At 62.7% G+C, this 18,563-nt stretch carries 19 protein-coding genes; 10 read left to right on the top strand and 9 right to left on the bottom strand.

Annotation, left to right across the window (positions count from 1 at the left end; genetic code table 11):
• Positions 1 to 22: 22 nt before the first annotated feature.
• The 4 genes from coaD to HU715_RS23895 form a co-directional block, all read right to left on the bottom strand.
• On the bottom strand, positions 23 to 502 hold the full coding sequence (gene coaD / locus HU715_RS23910; RefSeq protein WP_003177462.1) for a pantetheine-phosphate adenylyltransferase: 480 nt from the start codon (positions 500 to 502) through the stop codon (positions 23 to 25).
• 239 nt (positions 503 to 741) lie between these two features.
• On the bottom strand, positions 742 to 2,337 hold the full coding sequence (locus tag HU715_RS23905; protein ID WP_186707545.1) for a GMC family oxidoreductase: 1,596 nt from the start codon (positions 2,335 to 2,337) through the stop codon (positions 742 to 744).
• A 148-nt stretch (positions 2,338 to 2,485) separates the two neighbouring features.
• Positions 2,486 to 3,031 (bottom strand): twin-arginine translocation pathway signal protein, encoded by a 546-nt coding sequence (locus tag HU715_RS23900; RefSeq protein WP_186707544.1) that lies wholly within the window; start codon positions 3,029 to 3,031, stop codon positions 2,486 to 2,488.
• Positions 3,032 to 3,058: 27 nt separating this feature from the next.
• Positions 3,059 to 4,489, bottom strand: coding sequence for a coniferyl aldehyde dehydrogenase (locus tag HU715_RS23895; RefSeq protein ID WP_186707543.1), 1,431 nt, complete (start codon positions 4,487 to 4,489; stop codon positions 3,059 to 3,061).
• A gap of 148 nt (positions 4,490 to 4,637) precedes the next feature.
• Here HU715_RS23895 and HU715_RS23890 point away from each other — a divergent pair, with 148 nt between their 5' ends.
• On the top strand, positions 4,638 to 5,309 hold the full coding sequence (locus HU715_RS23890) for a TetR/AcrR family transcriptional regulator (RefSeq protein ID WP_060740184.1): 672 nt from the start codon (positions 4,638 to 4,640) through the stop codon (positions 5,307 to 5,309).
• Between the two features lie 34 nt (positions 5,310 to 5,343).
• Positions 5,344 to 6,198 carry a sulfurtransferase gene (locus HU715_RS23885; protein WP_186707542.1) on the top strand — a complete coding sequence of 285 codons (855 nt, stop codon included), beginning with the start codon at positions 5,344 to 5,346 and terminating at the stop codon, positions 6,196 to 6,198.
• Positions 6,199 to 6,390: 192 nt separating this feature from the next.
• On the opposite strand, the gene HU715_RS23880 is transcribed toward HU715_RS23885, so the two are convergent.
• Genes HU715_RS23880 through HU715_RS23865 form a run of 4 tightly spaced genes read right to left on the bottom strand, consistent with a single transcriptional unit; the run spans position 6,391 to position 10,870 of the window.
• The gene (locus HU715_RS23880; RefSeq protein ID WP_186707541.1) at positions 6,391 to 7,389 is read right to left on the bottom strand and encodes a hydrolase; all 999 of its coding nucleotides are present in this window, start codon (positions 7,387 to 7,389) and stop codon (positions 6,391 to 6,393) included.
• 31 nt (positions 7,390 to 7,420) lie between these two features.
• Positions 7,421 to 8,032, bottom strand: a complete 612-nt coding sequence (gene rsmD, locus HU715_RS23875) for a 16S rRNA (guanine(966)-N(2))-methyltransferase RsmD (RefSeq protein WP_186707540.1) — start codon at positions 8,030 to 8,032, stop codon at positions 7,421 to 7,423.
• On the bottom strand, positions 8,032 to 9,522 hold the full coding sequence (locus tag HU715_RS23870) for a M16 family metallopeptidase (protein ID WP_186707539.1): 1,491 nt from the start codon (positions 9,520 to 9,522) through the stop codon (positions 8,032 to 8,034). Before HU715_RS23870 ends, rsmD begins: the two co-directional genes overlap by 1 nt.
• On the bottom strand, positions 9,515 to 10,870 hold the full coding sequence (locus HU715_RS23865) for a M16 family metallopeptidase (RefSeq protein WP_186707538.1): 1,356 nt from the start codon (positions 10,868 to 10,870) through the stop codon (positions 9,515 to 9,517). The genes HU715_RS23870 and HU715_RS23865 overlap by 8 nt, the downstream gene beginning before the upstream one ends.
• Positions 10,871 to 11,214: 344 nt before the next feature.
• Here HU715_RS23865 and ftsY point away from each other — a divergent pair, with 344 nt between their 5' ends.
• The 4 genes from ftsY (at position 11,215) to rpoH (ending at position 15,308) form a co-directional block, all read left to right on the top strand.
• A complete protein-coding gene (ftsY, locus tag HU715_RS23860; protein WP_186707537.1) occupies positions 11,215 to 12,654 on the top strand; it encodes a signal recognition particle-docking protein FtsY in 1,440 nt (479 codons plus the stop codon).
• Positions 12,651 to 13,322 (top strand): cell division ATP-binding protein FtsE, encoded by a 672-nt coding sequence (ftsE, locus tag HU715_RS23855; protein WP_186707536.1) that lies wholly within the window; start codon positions 12,651 to 12,653, stop codon positions 13,320 to 13,322. Before ftsY ends, ftsE begins: the two co-directional genes overlap by 4 nt.
• A complete protein-coding gene (gene ftsX, locus HU715_RS23850; RefSeq protein WP_186707535.1) occupies positions 13,319 to 14,341 on the top strand; it encodes a permease-like cell division protein FtsX in 1,023 nt (340 codons plus the stop codon). The genes ftsE and ftsX overlap by 4 nt, the downstream gene beginning before the upstream one ends.
• A gap of 112 nt (positions 14,342 to 14,453) precedes the next feature.
• On the top strand, positions 14,454 to 15,308 hold the full coding sequence (rpoH, locus tag HU715_RS23845; protein WP_003177476.1) for an RNA polymerase sigma factor RpoH: 855 nt from the start codon (positions 14,454 to 14,456) through the stop codon (positions 15,306 to 15,308).
• A 196-nt stretch (positions 15,309 to 15,504) separates the two neighbouring features.
• On the opposite strand, the gene mtgA is transcribed toward rpoH, so the two are convergent.
• Positions 15,505 to 16,227, bottom strand: coding sequence for a monofunctional biosynthetic peptidoglycan transglycosylase (gene mtgA, locus HU715_RS23840; protein WP_186707534.1), 723 nt, complete (start codon positions 16,225 to 16,227; stop codon positions 15,505 to 15,507).
• Positions 16,228 to 16,300: 73 nt separating this feature from the next.
• Between mtgA and HU715_RS23835 the strand changes: the two genes are divergently transcribed.
• From HU715_RS23835 to trmB, 4 genes are all read left to right on the top strand, one after another.
• Positions 16,301 to 16,681, top strand: coding sequence for a DUF423 domain-containing protein (locus tag HU715_RS23835; protein WP_186707533.1), 381 nt, complete (start codon positions 16,301 to 16,303; stop codon positions 16,679 to 16,681).
• A 91-nt stretch (positions 16,682 to 16,772) separates the two neighbouring features.
• Positions 16,773 to 16,973 (top strand): sulfur carrier protein ThiS, encoded by a 201-nt coding sequence (thiS, locus tag HU715_RS23830; protein ID WP_163006804.1) that lies wholly within the window; start codon positions 16,773 to 16,775, stop codon positions 16,971 to 16,973.
• 54 nt (positions 16,974 to 17,027) lie between these two features.
• The gene (locus HU715_RS23825) at positions 17,028 to 17,822 is read left to right on the top strand and encodes a thiazole synthase (protein ID WP_003177480.1); all 795 of its coding nucleotides are present in this window, start codon (positions 17,028 to 17,030) and stop codon (positions 17,820 to 17,822) included.
• Between the two features lie 9 nt (positions 17,823 to 17,831).
• Entirely contained in the window at positions 17,832 to 18,557 is a 726-nt protein-coding gene (trmB, locus tag HU715_RS23820) for a tRNA (guanosine(46)-N7)-methyltransferase TrmB (RefSeq protein ID WP_181288180.1), read from the top strand.
• Positions 18,558 to 18,563 lie beyond the last annotated feature (6 nt).

The raw sequence follows: 18,563 nt of genomic DNA, 5'->3' as shown, positions 1-18,563 counted from the left end.
GGCGGCTCGCAGCACCCGCCAGCTATTTCTTGAAGCGCAGGGTCAGTGCATCGGCCACGGCCGGGTGGACGAACTTGGTGATATCACCGCCCAACGCCGCAATTTCCCGTACCAGGGTCGAGGAAATGAACGAGTAGCGCTCCGACGGCGTCAGGAACAGGCTTTCGACGTCCGGTGCCAATTGGCGGTTCATGTTGGCCAATTGGAACTCGTACTCGAAGTCCGAGACCGCGCGCAGGCCGCGCAGGAACACGTTGGCGTTCTTTTCCTTGGCAAAGTGGGCCAGAAGCGTCGAGAAGCCGACCACTTCCACGTTGGGCAGGTGCTTGGTGACCTCGCGAGCCAGTTCCACACGTTGTTCCAGCGGGAACAGCGGGTTTTTCTTCGGGCTGGCGGCGACGGCAATGATCACATGGTCGAACAGGCGCGCGGCGCGTTCGACCAGATCGCCATGGCCCTTGGTAATAGGGTCGAAGGTACCTGGGTACAACACTCGGTTCATCGCGTCGTCCTGGCGGGAGTCCGTTGGGGAGTCGGATGGTATCGCAGCCTTCTCGGTCGGCCAAGTCGGCTGTTGCGTAAGAAAGCACTATAGACGCTGCGAATAACCCGGATATCCAGACGTTCGGTAAGCCTGTGGCGAGGGAGCTTGCTCCCGCTGGGCTGCGCAGCAGACCCATTTTGTGAGCGCTTCGCGCTCAAGCGGGAGCAAGCTCCCTCGCCACGGTTTCAATACAGGGTTCATGGGGTTTTCAGGCGTTCGGCCAGGGCCGTCGCCAGTTGTGCGGTCAGCCCGTACACCGACAACTGCGGGTTGGCGCCGATGCTGGTGGGGAACAGCGAGCCGTCATGGATCGACAGGTTGCCCAGTTGGTGGTGGCGGCCCAGGCTGTCGGCGACAGCGGTTTTCGGGTCTTCGCCCATGGCGCAGCCACCCATCACGTGGGCACTGCCCAGGCGCGTGCGATACAAGGCCAGGTCGAGTCCGTCGATCAGTGTGCGGGCTTCGGCCAGGGTCTTCACGTAGTGGGCATCGCTATGGGCGGGCATGACCGCCTTGGCGCCGCCGGCGAATTGTATTTCGGCCATGCTGTGGAAAGCCCGGCGCAGGCCATCCCAGGTATACGGCGAAACGGGGTAGTCGAGCACGGGCGTGCCGTCGCTGCGCAACTCGACGCTGCCGCCGGGACTGTCCGGGTGAAAACCATCGCGCAACAGCGCCAGCATGGCGTGGGTATGGGGCAGTTGGGCCATGTGCACGGCGTTCTCGGCGCCGAACCCGCCCAATAACGTGGTGGCGAGGGCCGGGTGCAGGGGCGGGACTTCGAGCTTGTAGGCCATCTTGCCGGTAGTCCCGTCCTGCCATTGGAAATGATCCGAATAAATCGATTGCGGCGCGCCGTAGAACGGATTGATGACCTCGTCGAATTGCCCGACGGACATGTTTACCAAGTGCAGGAAGGTGCGCTTGCCCACGCGTTCGTGCGGGTCTGGCGCCTCGGAGCGCAACAGCAGGCCCGGGCTGTTGATGCCACCACCCGCCAGCACGTAGTGCCGCGCCTTGACGGTGATGCGCCGCCCGGTCGGCGCCACGCAACGTTCGTCCATGGCTTGGCACTCGATGCCGACCACGGCGTCGTTCTTGATCGTCAGGCGCTCGGCCCGCGCCAGGTAAAGCAGCGCGCCACCCTTGTCCAGCGTGGCCGGGATGGTGGTGACCAGCATCGACTGCTTGGCGTTGGTCGGGCAGCCCATGCCGCAATAACCCAGGTTCCAGCAACCGCGGACGTTGCGCGGGATGACGTGCCAGGCGTAGCCCAGTTGTTCACAGCCTTTGCGGATCACGTCGTTGTTGGCGTTGGGCGGAACGAGCCACGGCGCCACGCCCAGGCGTTGTTCCATCTGCGCAAACCAGGGTGCCATGTCAGCGCGGCCGTGACCCTTGACGTTGTGCTCGGCGGCCCAATGGTCGAGGGTCTGGTCGGGCGTGCGGAAGCTGGAGGTCCAATTGATCAGCGTCGTGCCGCCGACGGCCCGGCCCTGGAGAATGATAATGGCGCCGTCCTTGCTCATGCGCCCGAGGCCTTCCTGGTACAGGCTGCTGTAGGCCTGGTCTTCGAGCAGCTTGAAGTCATGGCTGGTCTTGAGCGGCCCTTCCTCGATCAGCAACACACGGTAGCCGGCGGCACTGAGGATTTCCGCCGTGGTCCCGCCACCGGCACCGCTGCCGACGATGGCCACGTCCGCTTCCAGGGTCAGGTCTTCGGTCAGCTGCGCGCCGTTGTAGGTGGTCCAGCCGCGGGCGAGGCCTTCGCGGAAGGGATCGGGTACGGGCATGTTCAGGGCTCTCTTATTGTTATGTGTCGACGATGAGGAACCCTGTGGGAGCGGGCTTGCTCGCGAAGGCGGCTGTACATTCAACATTTATGCAAGCTGACACACCGCCTTCGCGAGCAAGCCCGCTCCCACAGGATCTCACTGGCTTTCAAATCTTGGGCGGTCCTGGATACCCGCAACGCGCCCAGGACTCGGGGCGGCTGTACCAGGCCATCATCACCAGTTGCAGCAATGAACTGTGGCCTTGGCGCAGCAGGTCCAGAGAACTGTTTTCCCACCGGGCGAGGAACTGGCGGATGTCATCGGCGCTGGCGTTCTCCCACGTGCCCCAGACCCCGGTCAGTGGTCCACGGGTAATGCCAAGGGTGAGCACATCGAACAGCTGATGCGTGAGCTTGAGCATGGCGGGGGACAAGTGGGCCAGGCCGTTGTCCAGGCTTTTCAGGGTTTCGTCAGTGGCGGCAGGGATTCGTTCGGGGGTCACTGCGCCCTCCAGCATCACGGGGATGACGCTGCGTAGAAATGGCAGATCGCTGTCGCGCAGGGCGATCAAGCCCGCGGCCGGTTGGCTTGGCGAGCAACCGCTCAGGCTGACGCCGAGCCCGACGGTGGCCAGGAAGGCGCTGGCGCCGAGGCTGAATTTCAGCAGTCCGCGCCGTGACAGCGCGGGGGTATCGATGAGGCTTGGGTTCATTATTGTTATTACCCGGCAAGAGACGCGTCAGCGGACAAACAGCTTCTGGATCAGTTTCTGCAACGGCTTGCCATAGGGTGGATAAATCAGCTTCGCCGCGTTGAACCGCTGTTTGGTCAGCACGCCCTTGGCCTTGCTGAAGGTCAGGAAACCCTCATGCCCGTGGTAGTGCCCCATTCCCGAGGGCCCGATGCCGCCGAATGGCATGTCATCCTGGGCGACATGCAGCAACGTGTCGTTCAGGCAGACGCCGCCGGAATGGGTTTCGTGGAGCACGCGATGCTGTTCGGCCTTGTTGTAGCCGAAGTAGTAGAGCGCCAGCGGGCGGGGTCGCTGATTGATGTAGGCAAACGCCTGGTCCAGATTGTCATAGGGCACGATGGGCAGCAGCGGGCCGAAGATCTCGTCCTGCATGACGGTCATCTCATCGTTGACGTTGAGCAGCAGGCTGTGGGCCATGCGGCGACCCTGGCCTTGCTCGAACAGCTCGATCAGCAACGCGCCTTTGCTGGTAGCGTCGCCGATGTAGCCGTTGAGCCGCGCCAGTTGTCGTTCGTTGATGACGGCGGTGTAGTCCGGGTTGTCCGCCAGGGTCGGATAAAACCCTCGAACCGCCTCGCGATAGGCCTCGACGAACTCGCCGACGCGGTTCTGCGGCACTAGCACATAGTCCGGGGCGACACAGGTTTGCCCGGCATTCAGGGTTTTGCCGAAGGCAATGCGTTCGGCGGCGTCCTTGATCGGTACATCGACCGACACGATGGCCGGCGATTTCCCACCCAGCTCAAGGGTGACAGGCGTCAGGTTTTCCGCAGCGGCGCGCATGACATGCTTGCCAATGCTGGTGGCGCCGGTGAACAACAGGTGATCGAAGGGCAACTTGGAAAACGCCATGCCCACGTCCGCCTCGCCCAGCACCACGCACACCAGGTCCTGGGGGAAGACCCGGGCCAGCAATTGCTTGAGCAGCAAACCGGTCGCCGGTGTCGATTCGCTGAGCTTGAGCATCACCCGGTTGCCCGCCGCCAGTGCCCCTACCAGCGGCCCGATGGCGAGGAACAGTGGGTAATTCCACGGGACGATGACCCCGACCACGCCCAACGGCTGATAGATCACTTTGGCGGACGCCGGTTGAAAGGCCATGCCCACCTTGCGCCGGGAGGGCTTCATCCAACCCTGGAGGTGACGGCTGGCGTAATGAATGCCATGCAGGCTCGGCATCAGCTCGGCCAGCAGTGTTTCGTCGGCGCTGCGGTGGCTGAAGTCCTGGCTGATGGCGTCGATCAAGGCTTGGCGTTCGTTGCTTAATACCTCCCGCAGTGCCTTGAGCCATTGGCGGCGCTGTACGGCCGGTGGCATCGGGTGGACGGCGTAGGCCTGGCGCTGGGCATCGAAGCGCGACCGCAGCTCGTCCAGTTGTTGTTGAGACTCGTGCAGGTAGGCCACGTCGGCAGGCATCGTCAGGCACCAGATATTATTAGAGTGGGTGTTTTTTAGAGCTTATACTCTAGAAAGTCAACGACATCCTTAGCGGCTTTGGGTTTTTCCTGTGGCGGATAGGTCGTAAGATGCCGTTCAATGCTTTCGTCGAATTAAAGCCCAAACCATGGCCCCACGAATGAAAACCAGCGAGCGCATCGTGCAAAACAGCCTCGAGCTGTTCAACCAACAGGGTGAGCGTAGCGTCAGCACCAATCACATCGCCGCCCACATGGACATGTCCCCGGGCAATCTCTATTACCACTTCCCCAACAAGCAGGCGATCATTGCCGTGCTGTTCAGTGAGTACGAGAACCTGGTGGACAGTTTCCTGCGTCCGCCCCAGGGCCGGGCGGCCACAGTGGATGACAAACGCTTTTACCTGCAGGAACTGCTGGCGGCCATGTGGCGGTATCGCTTCCTGCACCGGGACCTGGAGCATCTGCTCGACAGCGATCCTGACCTGGCGGCCCGCTATCGGCGGTTTTCCCAGCGCTGCCTGATCCACGGCACCGCGATCTACGAGGGCTTCGTTGCCGCCGGTATCTTGAAGATGGACCGGGTGCAGATCGAATCCCTGACCCTCAACGCCTGGATCATCCTCACGTCCTGGGTGCGGTTCTTGTGCACCACGCGGGAAAATTTCAGCCACCTGAGCGAGCAGGCCATCAAGCGCGGCGTCTATCAGGTGCTGGTGCTGGAGGCCGGTTTCGTGACCGATCAGGCCCGCGAGGCGGTGGATGCACTGTTCAAGGAATATTACGTCCCGCTGGCCCAGACCCTGGAGGAAGGGCAGTAGGAATCGATCCCCGATTCAGTCACAGGAGCTCACCATGCCCATCGCGCAACTCATCAGCCCCCAAGCCCTCGAACAGCGGCGATCCCAGCCCGGGCTGGTGATCCTCGATTGCCGTTTCGCCCTGGAAGACCCGGATTACGGTCAGCGCAGTTATGCCGAGGGCCACATTGCCGGGGCGTCTTTCGCAGACCTTGAGCGCGACTTGAGTGGAGCGGTGACCAAGGGCGTGACCGGGCGTCATCCGTTGCCCGAGCCCGAGGCGTTGATCGAGCGTCTCAAGACTTGGGGGCTGGATAACGACAGCGAGGTCGTGCTGTACGACGACGGTCCCGGCGCCTATGCCGCGCGGGCCTGGTGGTTGCTGGCCTGGCTGGGCAAGCGCGACGGCGTGTACATCCTCGACGGTGGGCTCAAGGCCTGGCATGCCGCCGGCTTGCCCCTGAGTCTTGATCCGCCGCAGAACGGTCGTGGGACCTTCAGCGGTGCGCCGGACGCGAGTTTGTTGATCGATGCGCAAGCCCTGCAACAACGCCTTGGCGAGCCGGCCATGACTTTGCTGGATGCCCGGGCCTTACCGCGTTTCAAGGGCGAAGTCGAACCGATCGACCCGATAGCCGGGCATATCCCGGGCGCCCAGTGCGCAGCGTTCACGGACAACCTGGGCGCCGATGGCCGCTTCCTGCCGGCCGAACAGCTCAAGCAACGCTTCGCCGAAAAACTGGGCGAGCGTTCGCCCACCGAACTGGTGGCGTACTGCGGCTCCGGCGTGACGGCGTGTCATAACCTGTTTGCCTTGTGCCTGGCAGGCTATCCGTTGGGACGGCTGTATGCTGGCTCGTGGAGTGAGTGGATCAATGATCCACAGCGGGGCGTGGCGAAGGGCGAATAGCGAACACCCGGAATCAATATGGGTGAACACCAGACTGGTGAACACCCCGGAAAAAATTGTGGGAGCGGGCTTGCTCGCGAAGACGGCGGTACATCCAACATTAATGCAATCTGACCCACCGCTTTCGCGAGCAAGCCCGCTCCCACAGGGGATTCGTTTTGTCTGCAGATCCTTTTACTGCCCTTGCCACGCTCAGCCGCGCCCCAGGCTGGCCAGCCAATGGGGAATCCGCCGCTCCAGGTAATACCCGGGGCGTCGCAAGGTTCCGTCGACAAACCCCACATGCCCACCCCGGGCGTGCAATTCAATCCGGGTCGAGGCCGATAATTCGCCCGGTTCGGGCAGGCTGTGGGGGAAGACAAAAGGATCGTCGGCGGCCTGGATGACCAGGGTCGGCGTGCTGATAGCTGCCATGAAATAGCGGCTGGAGGCGCGGCGGTAGTAATCCGCTGCATCGGAGAACCCATGCAGCGGCGCCGTTACCCGGCCGTCAAAGTCCCAGAAGGTGCGCATGTTCTCCAGCGGACCCAGCGCCGCCAGGGTCGCCAGGCCTTCGTGACGTCCGTCGTGCAGAAACTGGCGTTGCTTGTTGCGCACATAGGCCACCAGTTGTCGCATGAAATGCGCCTGGTAGAGCTTGGAGAATCCCTGGCCGATGCGATCGGCGCACTGGTCGAGGCGAAACGGTACCGAGACCGCCACCGCCCCTTGCAACTGGCTGTCGCCGCCGGTTTCCCCCAGGTGCTTGAGCAACACATTGCCGCCCAACGAATAGCCCACCGCAAACAGCGGCGCCAAGGGGCGTCGGGCGCGCAAATGGGCGATGGCGGCGACCAGGTCTTCGCTGACGCCCGAATGATAGCTGCGGGGCAGCAGGTTCGGCTCACCCGAGCAGCCGCGCCAGTTCAACGCCGCACTGGCCCAGCCCTGGCGACCGAGCGCCTGCTGCAACCCGGCCACGTAGGGCGAATTGGAAGAGCCGGTCAGCCCGTGCAGCACCAGCACCAAGGGTGCCTCGGCGCTGTGGGGGCCATGCCAGTCGAGGTCGAGGAAATCGCCGTCTTCCAACCACAAGCGCTCGCGTTGGCGCGCGATGTGGGTGGTCGGGCGCCACAAGGGGCCCCACAAGGTTTGCAGGTGCGGATTGCCAAGGCCCGGAGCAGGGACGAAACGTTCAGGTGCGGCGGACATCATTATTATTCTCGATGTACGGGTCAGCCGTTCAGCCCATGTCCTTTGTCAAACGCTGCCACAACGCGTAATACACCCGTCCGGATTTCTGCTCGCGGTGCAAGCGCCAGTTGCCCGGCAAGCCCAGGGTGGACGGGGCGGTCTCGCTTTCAGTGTAGACCCAGGCATCCTCGGCCAGCCACTGGCGTTCCTCGAGCAAGGCGCAGACCGTCGGCAGCAGGTTCTGGTTGAACGGCGGGTCGAGGAACACCAGGTCGAAAGGTGTCGCCGGTTGGCTGTCGAGGTAGCGCAGTGCATCGGCGGTTTGCACCTGGCCGACGGTGCAGCGCAGGGTGCCCAGGTGTTCCTTCAGGCTGGAGACCGCCAGGTTGTTGGCGTCCAGCGCCTGGCCCATGGCGGCGCCACGAGACAGGGCCTCGAGAAACAAGGCGCCGCTGCCGGCGAACGGGTCGAGCACCCGGGCACCCGCCACGTAGGGCGCGAGCCAGTTGAACAGGGTTTCCCGCACGCGGTCCGGGGTCGGGCGCAAGCCTGGGGCATCCGGGAAGCTAAGGCGCCGGCTGCGCCATTCGCCGCCGATGATGCGCAACTGGTTCACACCGTTGTGCACGGGTTTCTTGCTGGAATTGGATGGGCGGGCCATTAGTGCTCCGGAACCCCGAGCGGCTGCTCGGCAGGTTTGTCAGTGGGGGGCGGCAACGGCTTTTGCGGCACGCTCGGGCCGGCGGTGACGATAACCATCTTGTCGGTGCTCAGGTGTTTGTTCAGCGCGGCCTTGACCTGCTCGACGGTCAGTTCCTGGGACTGGTGCATGAAATCCTCCAGGTAGCTCAGCGGCAAGTCGTAGAAGCCCATGGCGCCGAGCTGGCCGACGATGTCGGCGTTGCTGGCGGTGGACAGCGGGAAGCTGCCGGCCAGCTCGCGCTTGGCGTCATCGAGTTCTTTTTGGGTCGGACCGTTCTTGAGGTAGTCGGCGAACACATCCTGCACCAGTTTCAAGGTGCCTTCGCTCATCTCTGCACGGGTTTGCAAATTGATCATGAACGGGCCGCGGGCCTGCATCGCCGTGAAACCGGAGTACACGCCGTAGGTCAGGCCGCGCTTTTCGCGAACTTCAGTCATCAATCGCGTGCCGAAGCCACCGCCGCCGAGAATCTGGTTGCCCAGGGACACGGCGGCATAGTCCGGATCGTCGCGGTCGATGCCCAGTTGCGCGAGCATCAGGTTGGTCTGCTTGGACGGAAACTCGATGTGACCGATGCTCGCCTTCGGCTCCACCGGTGGCGGGGTTTTCGCCAGGGCCGGGCCTTTGGGCAGCGCGGTGGAAACCTGGTTGGCAATCGCTTCTGCTTCGGCGCGGGACAAGTCCCCCACCAGTGCGATCACGGCGTTGCCGGCGGCATAGGCCTTGGCGTGGAACGCCCGGGCCTGGGCCAGGGTGATCGGTGGAATGCTCTCGGCGGTGCCGTCGCTGGAGTGGGCATACGGATGCTCGCCGTACAGGCGCTTCATCAGTTCCAGGCCCGCCAGTTTGCCGGGGTTCTGCTTCTGGTACTCGAAGCCGGCCAGCATCTGATTCTTGATACGGGCAAAGGAGTCGGCGGGGAGGGTCGGTTTACCGACGACTTCGGCGAACAGCTTCAAGGCCGGCTCACGTTTGTCGACCACACTGAGGCTGCGCAGGGACGCCACGGCCATGTCCCGGTAGGCACCGTTGCCGAAGTCCGCGCCGAGGCTTTCGAAGCCCTGGGCAATGGCGCTGACATCCTTGCCGGCCACGCCTTCGTTGAGCATGGCGTTGGTCAGCAGGGCGAGGCCAGGGGCGTCGCCGTCCTGGCTGCTGCCAGCGGCGAAGGTCAGGCGCAGGTCGAACATCGGCAATTCCCGGGCTTCGACGAACAACACCTTGGCGCCGTCGACGGTTTTCCAGGTTTGCACATCGAGCTGGCGCCGGCTGGGCGCCTTGTCGTTCAGTTCAGCCAAGGATTGCAGTTTGTTGCCGGACTTGGCCTTGTCCAAGGCCTGGCTGGCGTTGGAGTCGCTGGACGGCGTCAGGTAAAAGGCCAGGGCGCAGGCCAGGGCGATCGACACCAGGCCGATCGGCACCAGGCGCGATGATTTGCGCTCACTCATGAGCTTTCTCCTCGGGCAGGATGTGCGCAACGCTTAGACGCGAGCGGGTGAAATACAGCTGGGCTGCCTTCTGGATGTCTTGCGGGGTCACGCTTTGCAGTTCGGCGAGTTCGGTGTCCATCAGCTTCCAGGACAAACCGACGGTTTCCAGCTGGCCGATGGCGGTGGCCTGGCTGGTGATCGAATCGCGCTCGTAAACCAGCCCGGCGATGACCTGGGCGCGTACGCGTTCCAGTTCCTCGGCGGTCGGGGCGGTGGTTTTCAACTGATCGAGCAAGCGCCACAGACCGGCTTCGGCCTGGGCCAGGGTTTTGTTTTTCTGCGTGTTGGGCGTTGCCGACAAGGTGAACAGCGTGTCGCCACGGGTGTAGGCGTCGTAGCTCGACGAACCGCCGGACACCAATTCTTCACCGCGCTCCAGCTGGGTCGGGATCCGGCCGCTGTAGCCGCCGTCCAGCAAGGCCGAGATCAGCCGCAGGGCGTTGACCGACGCCTTGTCTGTCGCGGTGGCGATGCTGGGCACGTTGAAAGCCAGCATCACGCTGGGCAGTTGGGTCTGCACATGCAAAGTGATCTGGCGCTCGCCGGGTTCGGCCAGTTCCAGGGGGATTTTCGCGACCGGCACCGCGCGCCGGGCAATCGGGCCGAAATAACGCTGGGCCAGGGACTTGACCTCATCCGGCGTTACGTCGCCAACCACCACCAGGGTCGCGTTGTTCGGGGTGTACCAGGATTGGTACCAGTGACGCAGTTCTTCGACGGTCATCCGGTCCAGGTCGGCCATCCAGCCGATGGTCGGCGTGTGGTAGCCGCTGGCCGGGTAAGCCATGGCCTTGAAGCGCTCATAGGCCTTGGACATGGGCTTGTCGTCGGTGCGCATGCGCCGCTCTTCCTTGATCACCTCGATCTCGCGGCTGAATTCCTCCGGCGGCAGGCGCAGGCTGGCCATGCGGTCGGCTTCCAGTTCGAAGGCCACGCCCAGGCGGTCACGGGCCAGCATCTGGTAATAGGCGGTGAAGTCATCGCTGGTGAAGGCGTTCTCTTCGGCACCGAGGTCGCGCAGGATCAGCGACGCTTCGCCGGGGCCGACTTTTTCACTGCCTTTGAACATCATGTGCTCAAGGGCGTGGGACAAACCGGTCTGGCCTGGCGTTTCGTAGCTGGAGCCCACCTTGTACCAGACCTGGGACACCACCACCGGCGCGCGATGGTCTTCGCGCACGACGACCTTCAGGCCGTTGTCGAGGGTGAATTCATGGGTGGGTTGTGGGTCGGCAGCCAAGGCTGAAAAGGGCAGACAAACTGTGCTGAGCAGCAGGCCTGCGGCGCGGCGGGCAAGAGCATTCATTCGTGTTTAAACCTGTTGGGTTGCCTGCTAGGTCTTAGCCTCAGCAGGCGAGGAGGTGCTAGGATACTGATCCGTTTTACTGGCGGCCACGCCTATCGGGCCTTTTATCGGCCCGGGGTTGTCTGGGTTCCCCGGAGAAACCTTGGGTTTGCTCGTTGATCCCGACGTTTTCGCCGATGATGCCGTACCAGTCCTTCGAAAAAATCGACTTTGAGGCGTCCTGGGGACGCTTCGACAAAATGTTGCGCGTGAACAAGCTGGATGAAACGCAGTCTGTTCAGCATTGAATATTTATCACCGAGGCGCCCTCGTGGCGCGTCGCTACCGTGAGATAGCCGTCCTCCATGTTTGGTTCCAACGACGACAAGAAGACCCCAGCTGCGGCTGGCGAGAAAAAAAGCCTGTTCGGATGGCTGCGCAAGAAGCCGCAGGAAACCGTCGTCGAACAGCCAGAAGCGCTGCCTGAGCCCGCCGCCGAAACAGTGGCCGAAGAGGCGGCGCCCATCGTCCTGCCGATTGCCGAGCCGGTGCTGCAGCCGGCCGAGCCTGAACCCGAGCTCGCGCCTGAGCCGCTGGCCGAGCAGCCGCTGACCCCGCCGGCCGGGCAAACCCCTTGGCTGACCTTGCCGGTGGCGGAAGAGCCGGTTGCGCTGGTCGAGGACGAAGCAGCGCATACCCCTCCACCGATTCCGGCAACGACGCAACCTGTCGAGAAGCCGGTCGAGGCGCCGGTTGCCGAAGCGCCAGCGTCCGTCATTACGCCCGCCGCGCCTCAACCCGTTCCTGAGCCAGAGCCTGCTCCGGCTGAGGTTCCGACTCCGGCCGAGCCGCCACGCACGGCCGAAGAGAACAAGGTCGGCTTCTTCGCCCGCCTCAAACAGGGTCTGTCCAAGACCAGCGCCAGCATCGGCGAAGGCATGGCCAGCCTCTTCCTGGGCAAGAAAGTCATCGATGACGAATTGCTGGAAGACATCGAAACCCGCCTGCTGACTGCCGATGTCGGTGTCGAGGCCACGTCGGTGATCATCCAGAGCCTGACCCAGAAGGTCGCGCGCAAGCAGCTGACCGACGCCGATGCCCTGTACAAATCCCTGCAAGGCGAGCTGACCAGCCTGCTCAAGCCGGTGGAAAAACCCCTGGTGGTGGCTTCGCAGAACAAGCCGTTCGTGATTCTGGTCGTGGGCGTCAACGGCGCCGGCAAGACCACCACCATCGGCAAGCTGGCCAAGAAGCTGCAGCTCGAAGGCAAGAAAGTCATGCTGGCCGCGGGCGACACCTTCCGCGCCGCCGCGGTCGAACAGCTGCAAGTGTGGGGCGAGCGCAACAAGATCCCGGTGATCGCCCAGCACACTGGTGCCGACTCCGCCTCGGTGATCTTCGACGCTGTACAAGCGGCCAAGGCCCGTGGCATCGATGTGCTGATCGCCGACACTGCCGGTCGCTTGCACACCAAAGACAACCTGATGGAAGAATTGAAAAAGGTGCGCCGGGTGATCGGCAAGCTCGACGCTGACGCGCCCCACGAAGTGCTGCTGGTGCTGGACGCCGGTACCGGTCAGAACGCCATCAACCAGGCCAAGCAGTTCAACCAGACCGTCGAACTGACCGGGCTGGCCCTGACCAAGCTCGACGGCACGGCCAAGGGCGGGGTGATCTTCGCCCTGGCCAAGCAGTTCGGCCTGCCCATTCGCTACATCGGCGTGGGCGAAGGCATCGACGATTTGCGCACCTTTGAAGCCGAGCCCTTTGTCCAGGCACTGTTTGCCGAGCGGGAGCATTCATGATTCGTTTCGAACAGGTCGGTAAACGCTATCCGAACGGTCATGTCGGCTTGCATGAGCTGAGCTTTCGGGTCCGTCGGGGCGAGTTTCTGTTTGTCACCGGCCATTCCGGCGCCGGTAAAAGTACCCTGCTGCGCCTGTTGCTGGCGATGGAACGACCGTCTACTGGCAAACTGCTGCTGGCCGGCCAGGACCTGAGCACCATCAGCAATGCCCAGATCCCCTACCTGCGGCGGCAGATCGGCGTGGTGTTCCAGAATCACCAATTGCTGTTCGACCGCACGGTGTTCAACAACGTGGCGTTGCCGTTGCAGATCCTCGGCTTGTCCAAGTCCGAGATCGTCAAGCGCGTGGACTCGGCCCTGGAGCGCGTGGCCCTGTCGGACAAGACCGACCTGTACCCAGGCGACCTGTCCACCGGCCAGCAACAGCGCGTCGGCATCGCCCGCGCCATCGTCCATCGCCCGGCCTTGCTGCTGGCGGACGAACCCACCGGTAACCTCGACCCGCGCCTGGCGGCGGAAATCATGGGCGTGTTCGAAGACATCAACCGCCTGGGCACCAGCGTGCTGATCGCCAGTCACGACCTGGCACTGATCGCGCGCATGCGTCACCGCATGCTCACCTTGCAACGCGGTCGACTGATCGGTGACGGGGAGGCCGGCGTATGAGTGCTACTCGCAGCCCGAAAGTGGCCGAACGCGTGGCCCCGAAGGCCTCCGATCCGCAGCCGCAAAAGAAAAAGCGCGACGATGACGACGGCCCGGACTTCGCCACGCTGCTGCGCGCCTGGATCGAAAGCCATCGCGCCAGCCTGCTGGACAGCCTGCGGCGCCTGGGCAAGCAGCCCATCGGCAGCTTCTTTACCTGCATGGTGATGGCGGTTGCCTTGAGCCTGCCCATGGGGCTGTCATTATTGCTAAATAATGTGGAGCGCCTCGGCGGTTCCTGGCAGCGCGCCGCGCAGATTTCCCTCTACCTGCAGATGGACGCCAGCCCTGGTGAAGGCCAGGCGTTGCGTGAGCAAATCAAGGCCATGCCAGGCGTGTCCGATGCCGAATACATCGGGCGCGAGCAGGCGCTGGAGGAATTCCAGCAGCAGTCCGGCCTGGGCGATGCCCTCAAGGAGTTGCCGGAGAATCCGCTGCCAGGCGTGGTGCTGGTGACGCCGAACGAGGTCGACAAGCCGGCCCTTGAAGCATTAAGACAAAGACTTTCCGAGTTGCCGAAGGTACAACAGGCGCAACTTGATCTAGTCTGGGTCGAGCGTCTGGCGGCGATCCTCAAGCTTGGCGACCGGTTTGTCTTTGGTCTGACGGTGCTGCTGGTTTCTGCATTACTTTTGGTGATAGGCAATACCATTCGTCTTCATATTGAAAACCGCCGCACCGAGATAGAAGTGATTAAACTCGTCGGCGGTACGGACAGTTATGTACGCAGGCCCTTCCTTTATATGGGGGCGCTGTATGGCTTCGGTGCCGGCATTCTGTCTTGGGGCGTATTGGCGTTTGGCCTGGATTGGCTGAACGATGCGGTAGTGGGGCTGGCCGGTTTGTACGGCAGTGATTTCTCGCTGGCCGGAGTACCAGTCGCCGACGGTCTGTCGCTCTTGCTTGGCGCGGTGCTGTTGGGTTATATCGGTGCATGGATTGCGGTCGCACGCCACTTGCGTGAGCTTGCGCCAAAATAGTGTTTTTTGCGCGTATTGACCTTTCGGTTTTTGTGGGAACTTGTCCTACGGTTCCCGGTCAATTTTCGCAGTGCTGAACTGCACGAGTTATGTAAGTTGGAGGTTTTTTCGTATGACCACTTCTTTGCAACCTGCTTATGCTCTGGTCCCGGGTGCGAACCTGGAGGCCTATGTGCACACGGTCAACAGCATCCCGCTGCTGACCCCCGAGCAGGAGCGTGAACTGGCCGAGAGTCTCTACTATGAGCAGGATCTTGAGGCGGCTCGGCAGATGGTGCTCGCCCACCTGCGTTTTGTCGTACATATCGCCCGCAGCTATTCCGGCTACGGGCTGGCCCAGGCCGACCTGATCCAGGAAGGCAACGTTGGCCTGATGAAGGCGGTCAAGCGTTTCAACCCGGAAATGGGTGTACGCCTGGTGTCGTTTGCCGTGCACTGGATCAAGGCGGAAATCCACGAGTTCATCTTGCGCAACTGGCGCATCGTGAAAGTCGCGACCACCAAGGCCCAGCGCAAGCTGTTCTTCAATCTGCGCAGCCAGAAGAAGCGTCTGGCCTGGCTGAACAACGAGGAAGTCCATCGCGTTGCCGAAAGCCTGGGCGTGGAGCCTCGGGAAGTGCGCGAGATGGAAAGCCGCCTGACCGGCCATGACATGGCCTTCGACCCGGCCGCCGAAGCGGACGACGACAGCGCTTTCCAATCGCCGGCCAACTACCTGGAAGACCACCGGTACGACCCGGCGCGTCAACTGGAAGACGCCGACTGGAGCGACAACTCCAATACCAACCTGCACGAAGCACTGGAAGTGCTGGACGAGCGCAGCCGCGACATCCTCTACCAGCGCTGGCTGGCCGAGGAAAAAGCCACGCTGCACGACCTGGCGCAGAAGTACAACGTGTCGGCCGAGCGGATTCGCCAGCTTGAGAAGAGCGCGATGAACAAGCTCAAGGTCTCGATCGCGGCTTGACCTGCGATAGCGACAATAAAAAACGCCCCGATCAGTGATGATCGGGGCGTTTTTGTTTGTGCTCAATCTTGGACCTGACACTCCACCTGTGGGAGCGGGCTTGCTCGCGAATGCGGTGTGCCAGTCCACATCAATGTATCTGGTGCACCGCATTCGCGAGCAAGCCCGCTCCCACAAGGGGTCTCCAGGGTCTTGGTTATTGCGCCCAGGGCGCCCGCCGCGACTCATTCAGCTGCAATAGATAACCGGCGCCCCCCAACTGGCCCATCTGCTGGCGAATCCAACCCGCCCGCCGTAGCACGTAGGGGCTCGGCCGGCTTGCGCTCCATTTTCGCGGGTTGGGCAACACCGCCGCCAACAGGCTGGCCTGTTGCCGAGACAATGCACCCGCGCCCACGCGAAAGTGATGCCGCGCCGCCGCTTCCGCTCCAAACACGCCGTCATCCCACTCCACGCTATTGAGGTACACCTCGAGGATCCGCTGCTTGGGCCAGAACACTTCGATCAGTGCGGTGAACCAGGCCTCCAGGCCTTTGCGCAGCCAGCTGCGGCCCGACCACAGGAACAGGTTTTTCGAGACTTGCTGGCTGAGGGTGCTGGCGCCGCGGATCGAGCCGCCACGGCCATTGTGGGCGAAGGCGGCCTGGATCGCACCGATGTCGAAGCCCCAGTGTTCGGGGAATTTCTGGTCTTCGCCAGCAATTACCGCAACCTTGAGGCTGTCGGATATCTGGTCCCAAGGTTGCCAGTCGCGCTGCAGGTCGATCGGCTCGCCGTTGAACCAGGATTCAACCTTGCGCTCGATCATCAGCGCGGTGAACGGTGGTGGCACCACGCGAAACAGCAGCACCAGCACAACGCTGCCGACGGCGAACCAGAGCAGGGCTTTAAGGAATCGTCGAAACAATGTACGCAGCATAGAGATGGCTTGGCCGAACCCGTCGAGCGGGCCATTATACAGACCCTGCCCACCGAGTCTGATTGGAGTTCCCATGTTGCGTAGCTTTCTGATGCTGGCGGCTTTTTTCGGTTTCACAGGCGTGGCGTTGGGGGCATTCGCCGCCCATGGCCTGAAAAGCCGCCTGAGCGCCGATTACCTGGCGATTTTCCACACCGGCGTCACCTACCAACTGGTCCACACCCTGGCGTTGCTGGGCGTCGCGCTGCTGGCCACGCACATTCCCGGACGCATCGTCACCTGGGCTGGGGTTTCCTTTGTGATCGGTATCCTGTTGTTCTCCGGCAGCCTGTATTTGTTGACCCTTACAGGCGTTACCAAGCTGGGCATCATCACGCCCTTGGGCGGCGTGGCCTTCCTGATCGGCTGGTTGTGCCTGGGCATCGCGGCCTGGCGCCTGCAACTTGCCGCTTGAAGCTTGTGGCTCGTAGCTGACCAAGGGGCTTGGGTCACCCAGACTGATCGGGCTAGAATGCCAGCCCCTAAAAATGATGGCGGCATCCGGCATGCGCATTCAGTTGAACGGCGAACCCCTTGAACTGCCCGACGGTGAAACCGTTGCGGCCCTGCTGACCCGTCTGGAACTCACCGGACGCCGCGTCGCGGTGGAACTCAATCTGGATATCGTCCCGCGCAGCCAGCACGCCGAAACCACGTTGAACGACGGTGATTCGGTCGAAGTGGTCCATGCCATCGGCGGCGGCTAGTCGCCTCGGTTTCGCAGCATTTCGCAAGAACCTCACCCCAACAGAGGATTTCCCATGAGCATCGTTCGTAGCGACAAGCCCTTCGTCCTGGCCGGTCGTACCTACCAGTCGCGCTTGCTGGTAGGCACCGGCAAATACCGCGATATGGAAGAGACCCGCCTGGCCATCGAGGCCTCGGGCGCCGAGATCGTGACCGTCGCCGTGCGCCGGACCAACATCGGCCAGAACCCGGGCGAACCGAACCTGCTGGATATCCTGCCGCCGGATCGCTACACCATCCTGCCGAACACCGCCGGTTGCTTCGACGCCATCGAGGCTGTGCGCACCTGCCGCCTGGCCCGTGAGCTGCTCGACGGCCACAACCTGGTGAAGCTGGAAGTGCTGGCGGACCAGAAGACCCTGTTCCCCAACGTGATCGAAACCCTCAAGGCCGCCGAGACCCTGGTCAAGGAAGGTTTCGACGTGATGGTCTACACCAGCGACGACCCGATCATTGCCCGTCAACTGGCGGAGATCGGCTGCATCGCGGTCATGCCGCTGGCCGGCCTGATCGGCACGGGCCTGGGGATCTGCAACCCGTACAACCTGCAGATCATCCTGGAAGAAGCCAAGATCCCGGTGTTGGTGGATGCCGGTGTCGGTACCGCCTCCGACGCCACCATTGCCATGGAACTGGGTTGCGAAGCGGTGCTGATGAACTCGGCCATCGCCCACGCCCAGCAGCCGATCCTGATGGCCGAAGCCATGAAACACGCCATCGTCGCCGGTCGCCTGGCGTACCTGGCCGGGCGCATGCCGAAAAAACTTTACGCCAGCGCCTCCTCGCCGCTGGATGGTCTGATCAAGTAAGAGCCATTGATGACTGAATCGAACGACACGCCGGTCCTGCCGGAAGAAGGCGAAGAGCGCCAGCACCGCCGCATCAAGAGTTTCGTGATGCGCGCCGGGCGCATGACTGAAGGCCAGCAGCGTGGCCTGGAGCAGGGCGCGCCGCTTTATGTCCTGCCGTTGGCTGACGCACCGGTCGACTTCGACCAGGTATTTGGCCGCTCGGCCCCGCGCTCGCTGGAAATCGGCTTTGGCATGGGCCACTCGTTGTTGGAGATGGCCGCCGCTTCACCTGAGCAGGATTTCATTGGTGTGGAAGTCCACCGTCCAGGCGTCGGTGCGCTGCTCAATGGCGTACTGACCCAAGGGCTGACCAACCTGCGGGTCTACGATTGTGACGCCATCGAAGTGCTCAACCGCTGCGTGGCCGATAACAGTCTCGATCGGCTGATGCTGTTCTTCCCGGATCCCTGGCACAAAAGCCGTCACCATAAGCGCCGGATCGTCCAGGCGTCGTTCGCTGAGCTGGTGCGTAGCAAGTTGAAGGTCGGCGGTGTGCTACACATGGCCACCGACTGGGAACCCTACGCCGAGTACATGCTGGAAGTGATGAACGTCGCCCCGGGTTATCGCAACCTGGCCGAAGACGGCAAGTGCGTGCCGCGCCCGGCTGAACGGCCGATCACCAAGTTCGAGCGCCGTGGCGAACGGCTTGGGCATGGGGTGTGGGATTTGAAGTTCGAGAAATTGGCGTAAACACCA

Origin of the sequence: Pseudomonas zanjanensis (genome assembly GCF_014268745.2) — a bacterium.
GTDB lineage: Bacteria > Pseudomonadota > Gammaproteobacteria > Pseudomonadales > Pseudomonadaceae > Aquipseudomonas > Aquipseudomonas zanjanensis.
Note: the sequence above shows the minus strand (reverse complement) of the source record. Positions and strands in the feature narration are given on the sequence as shown.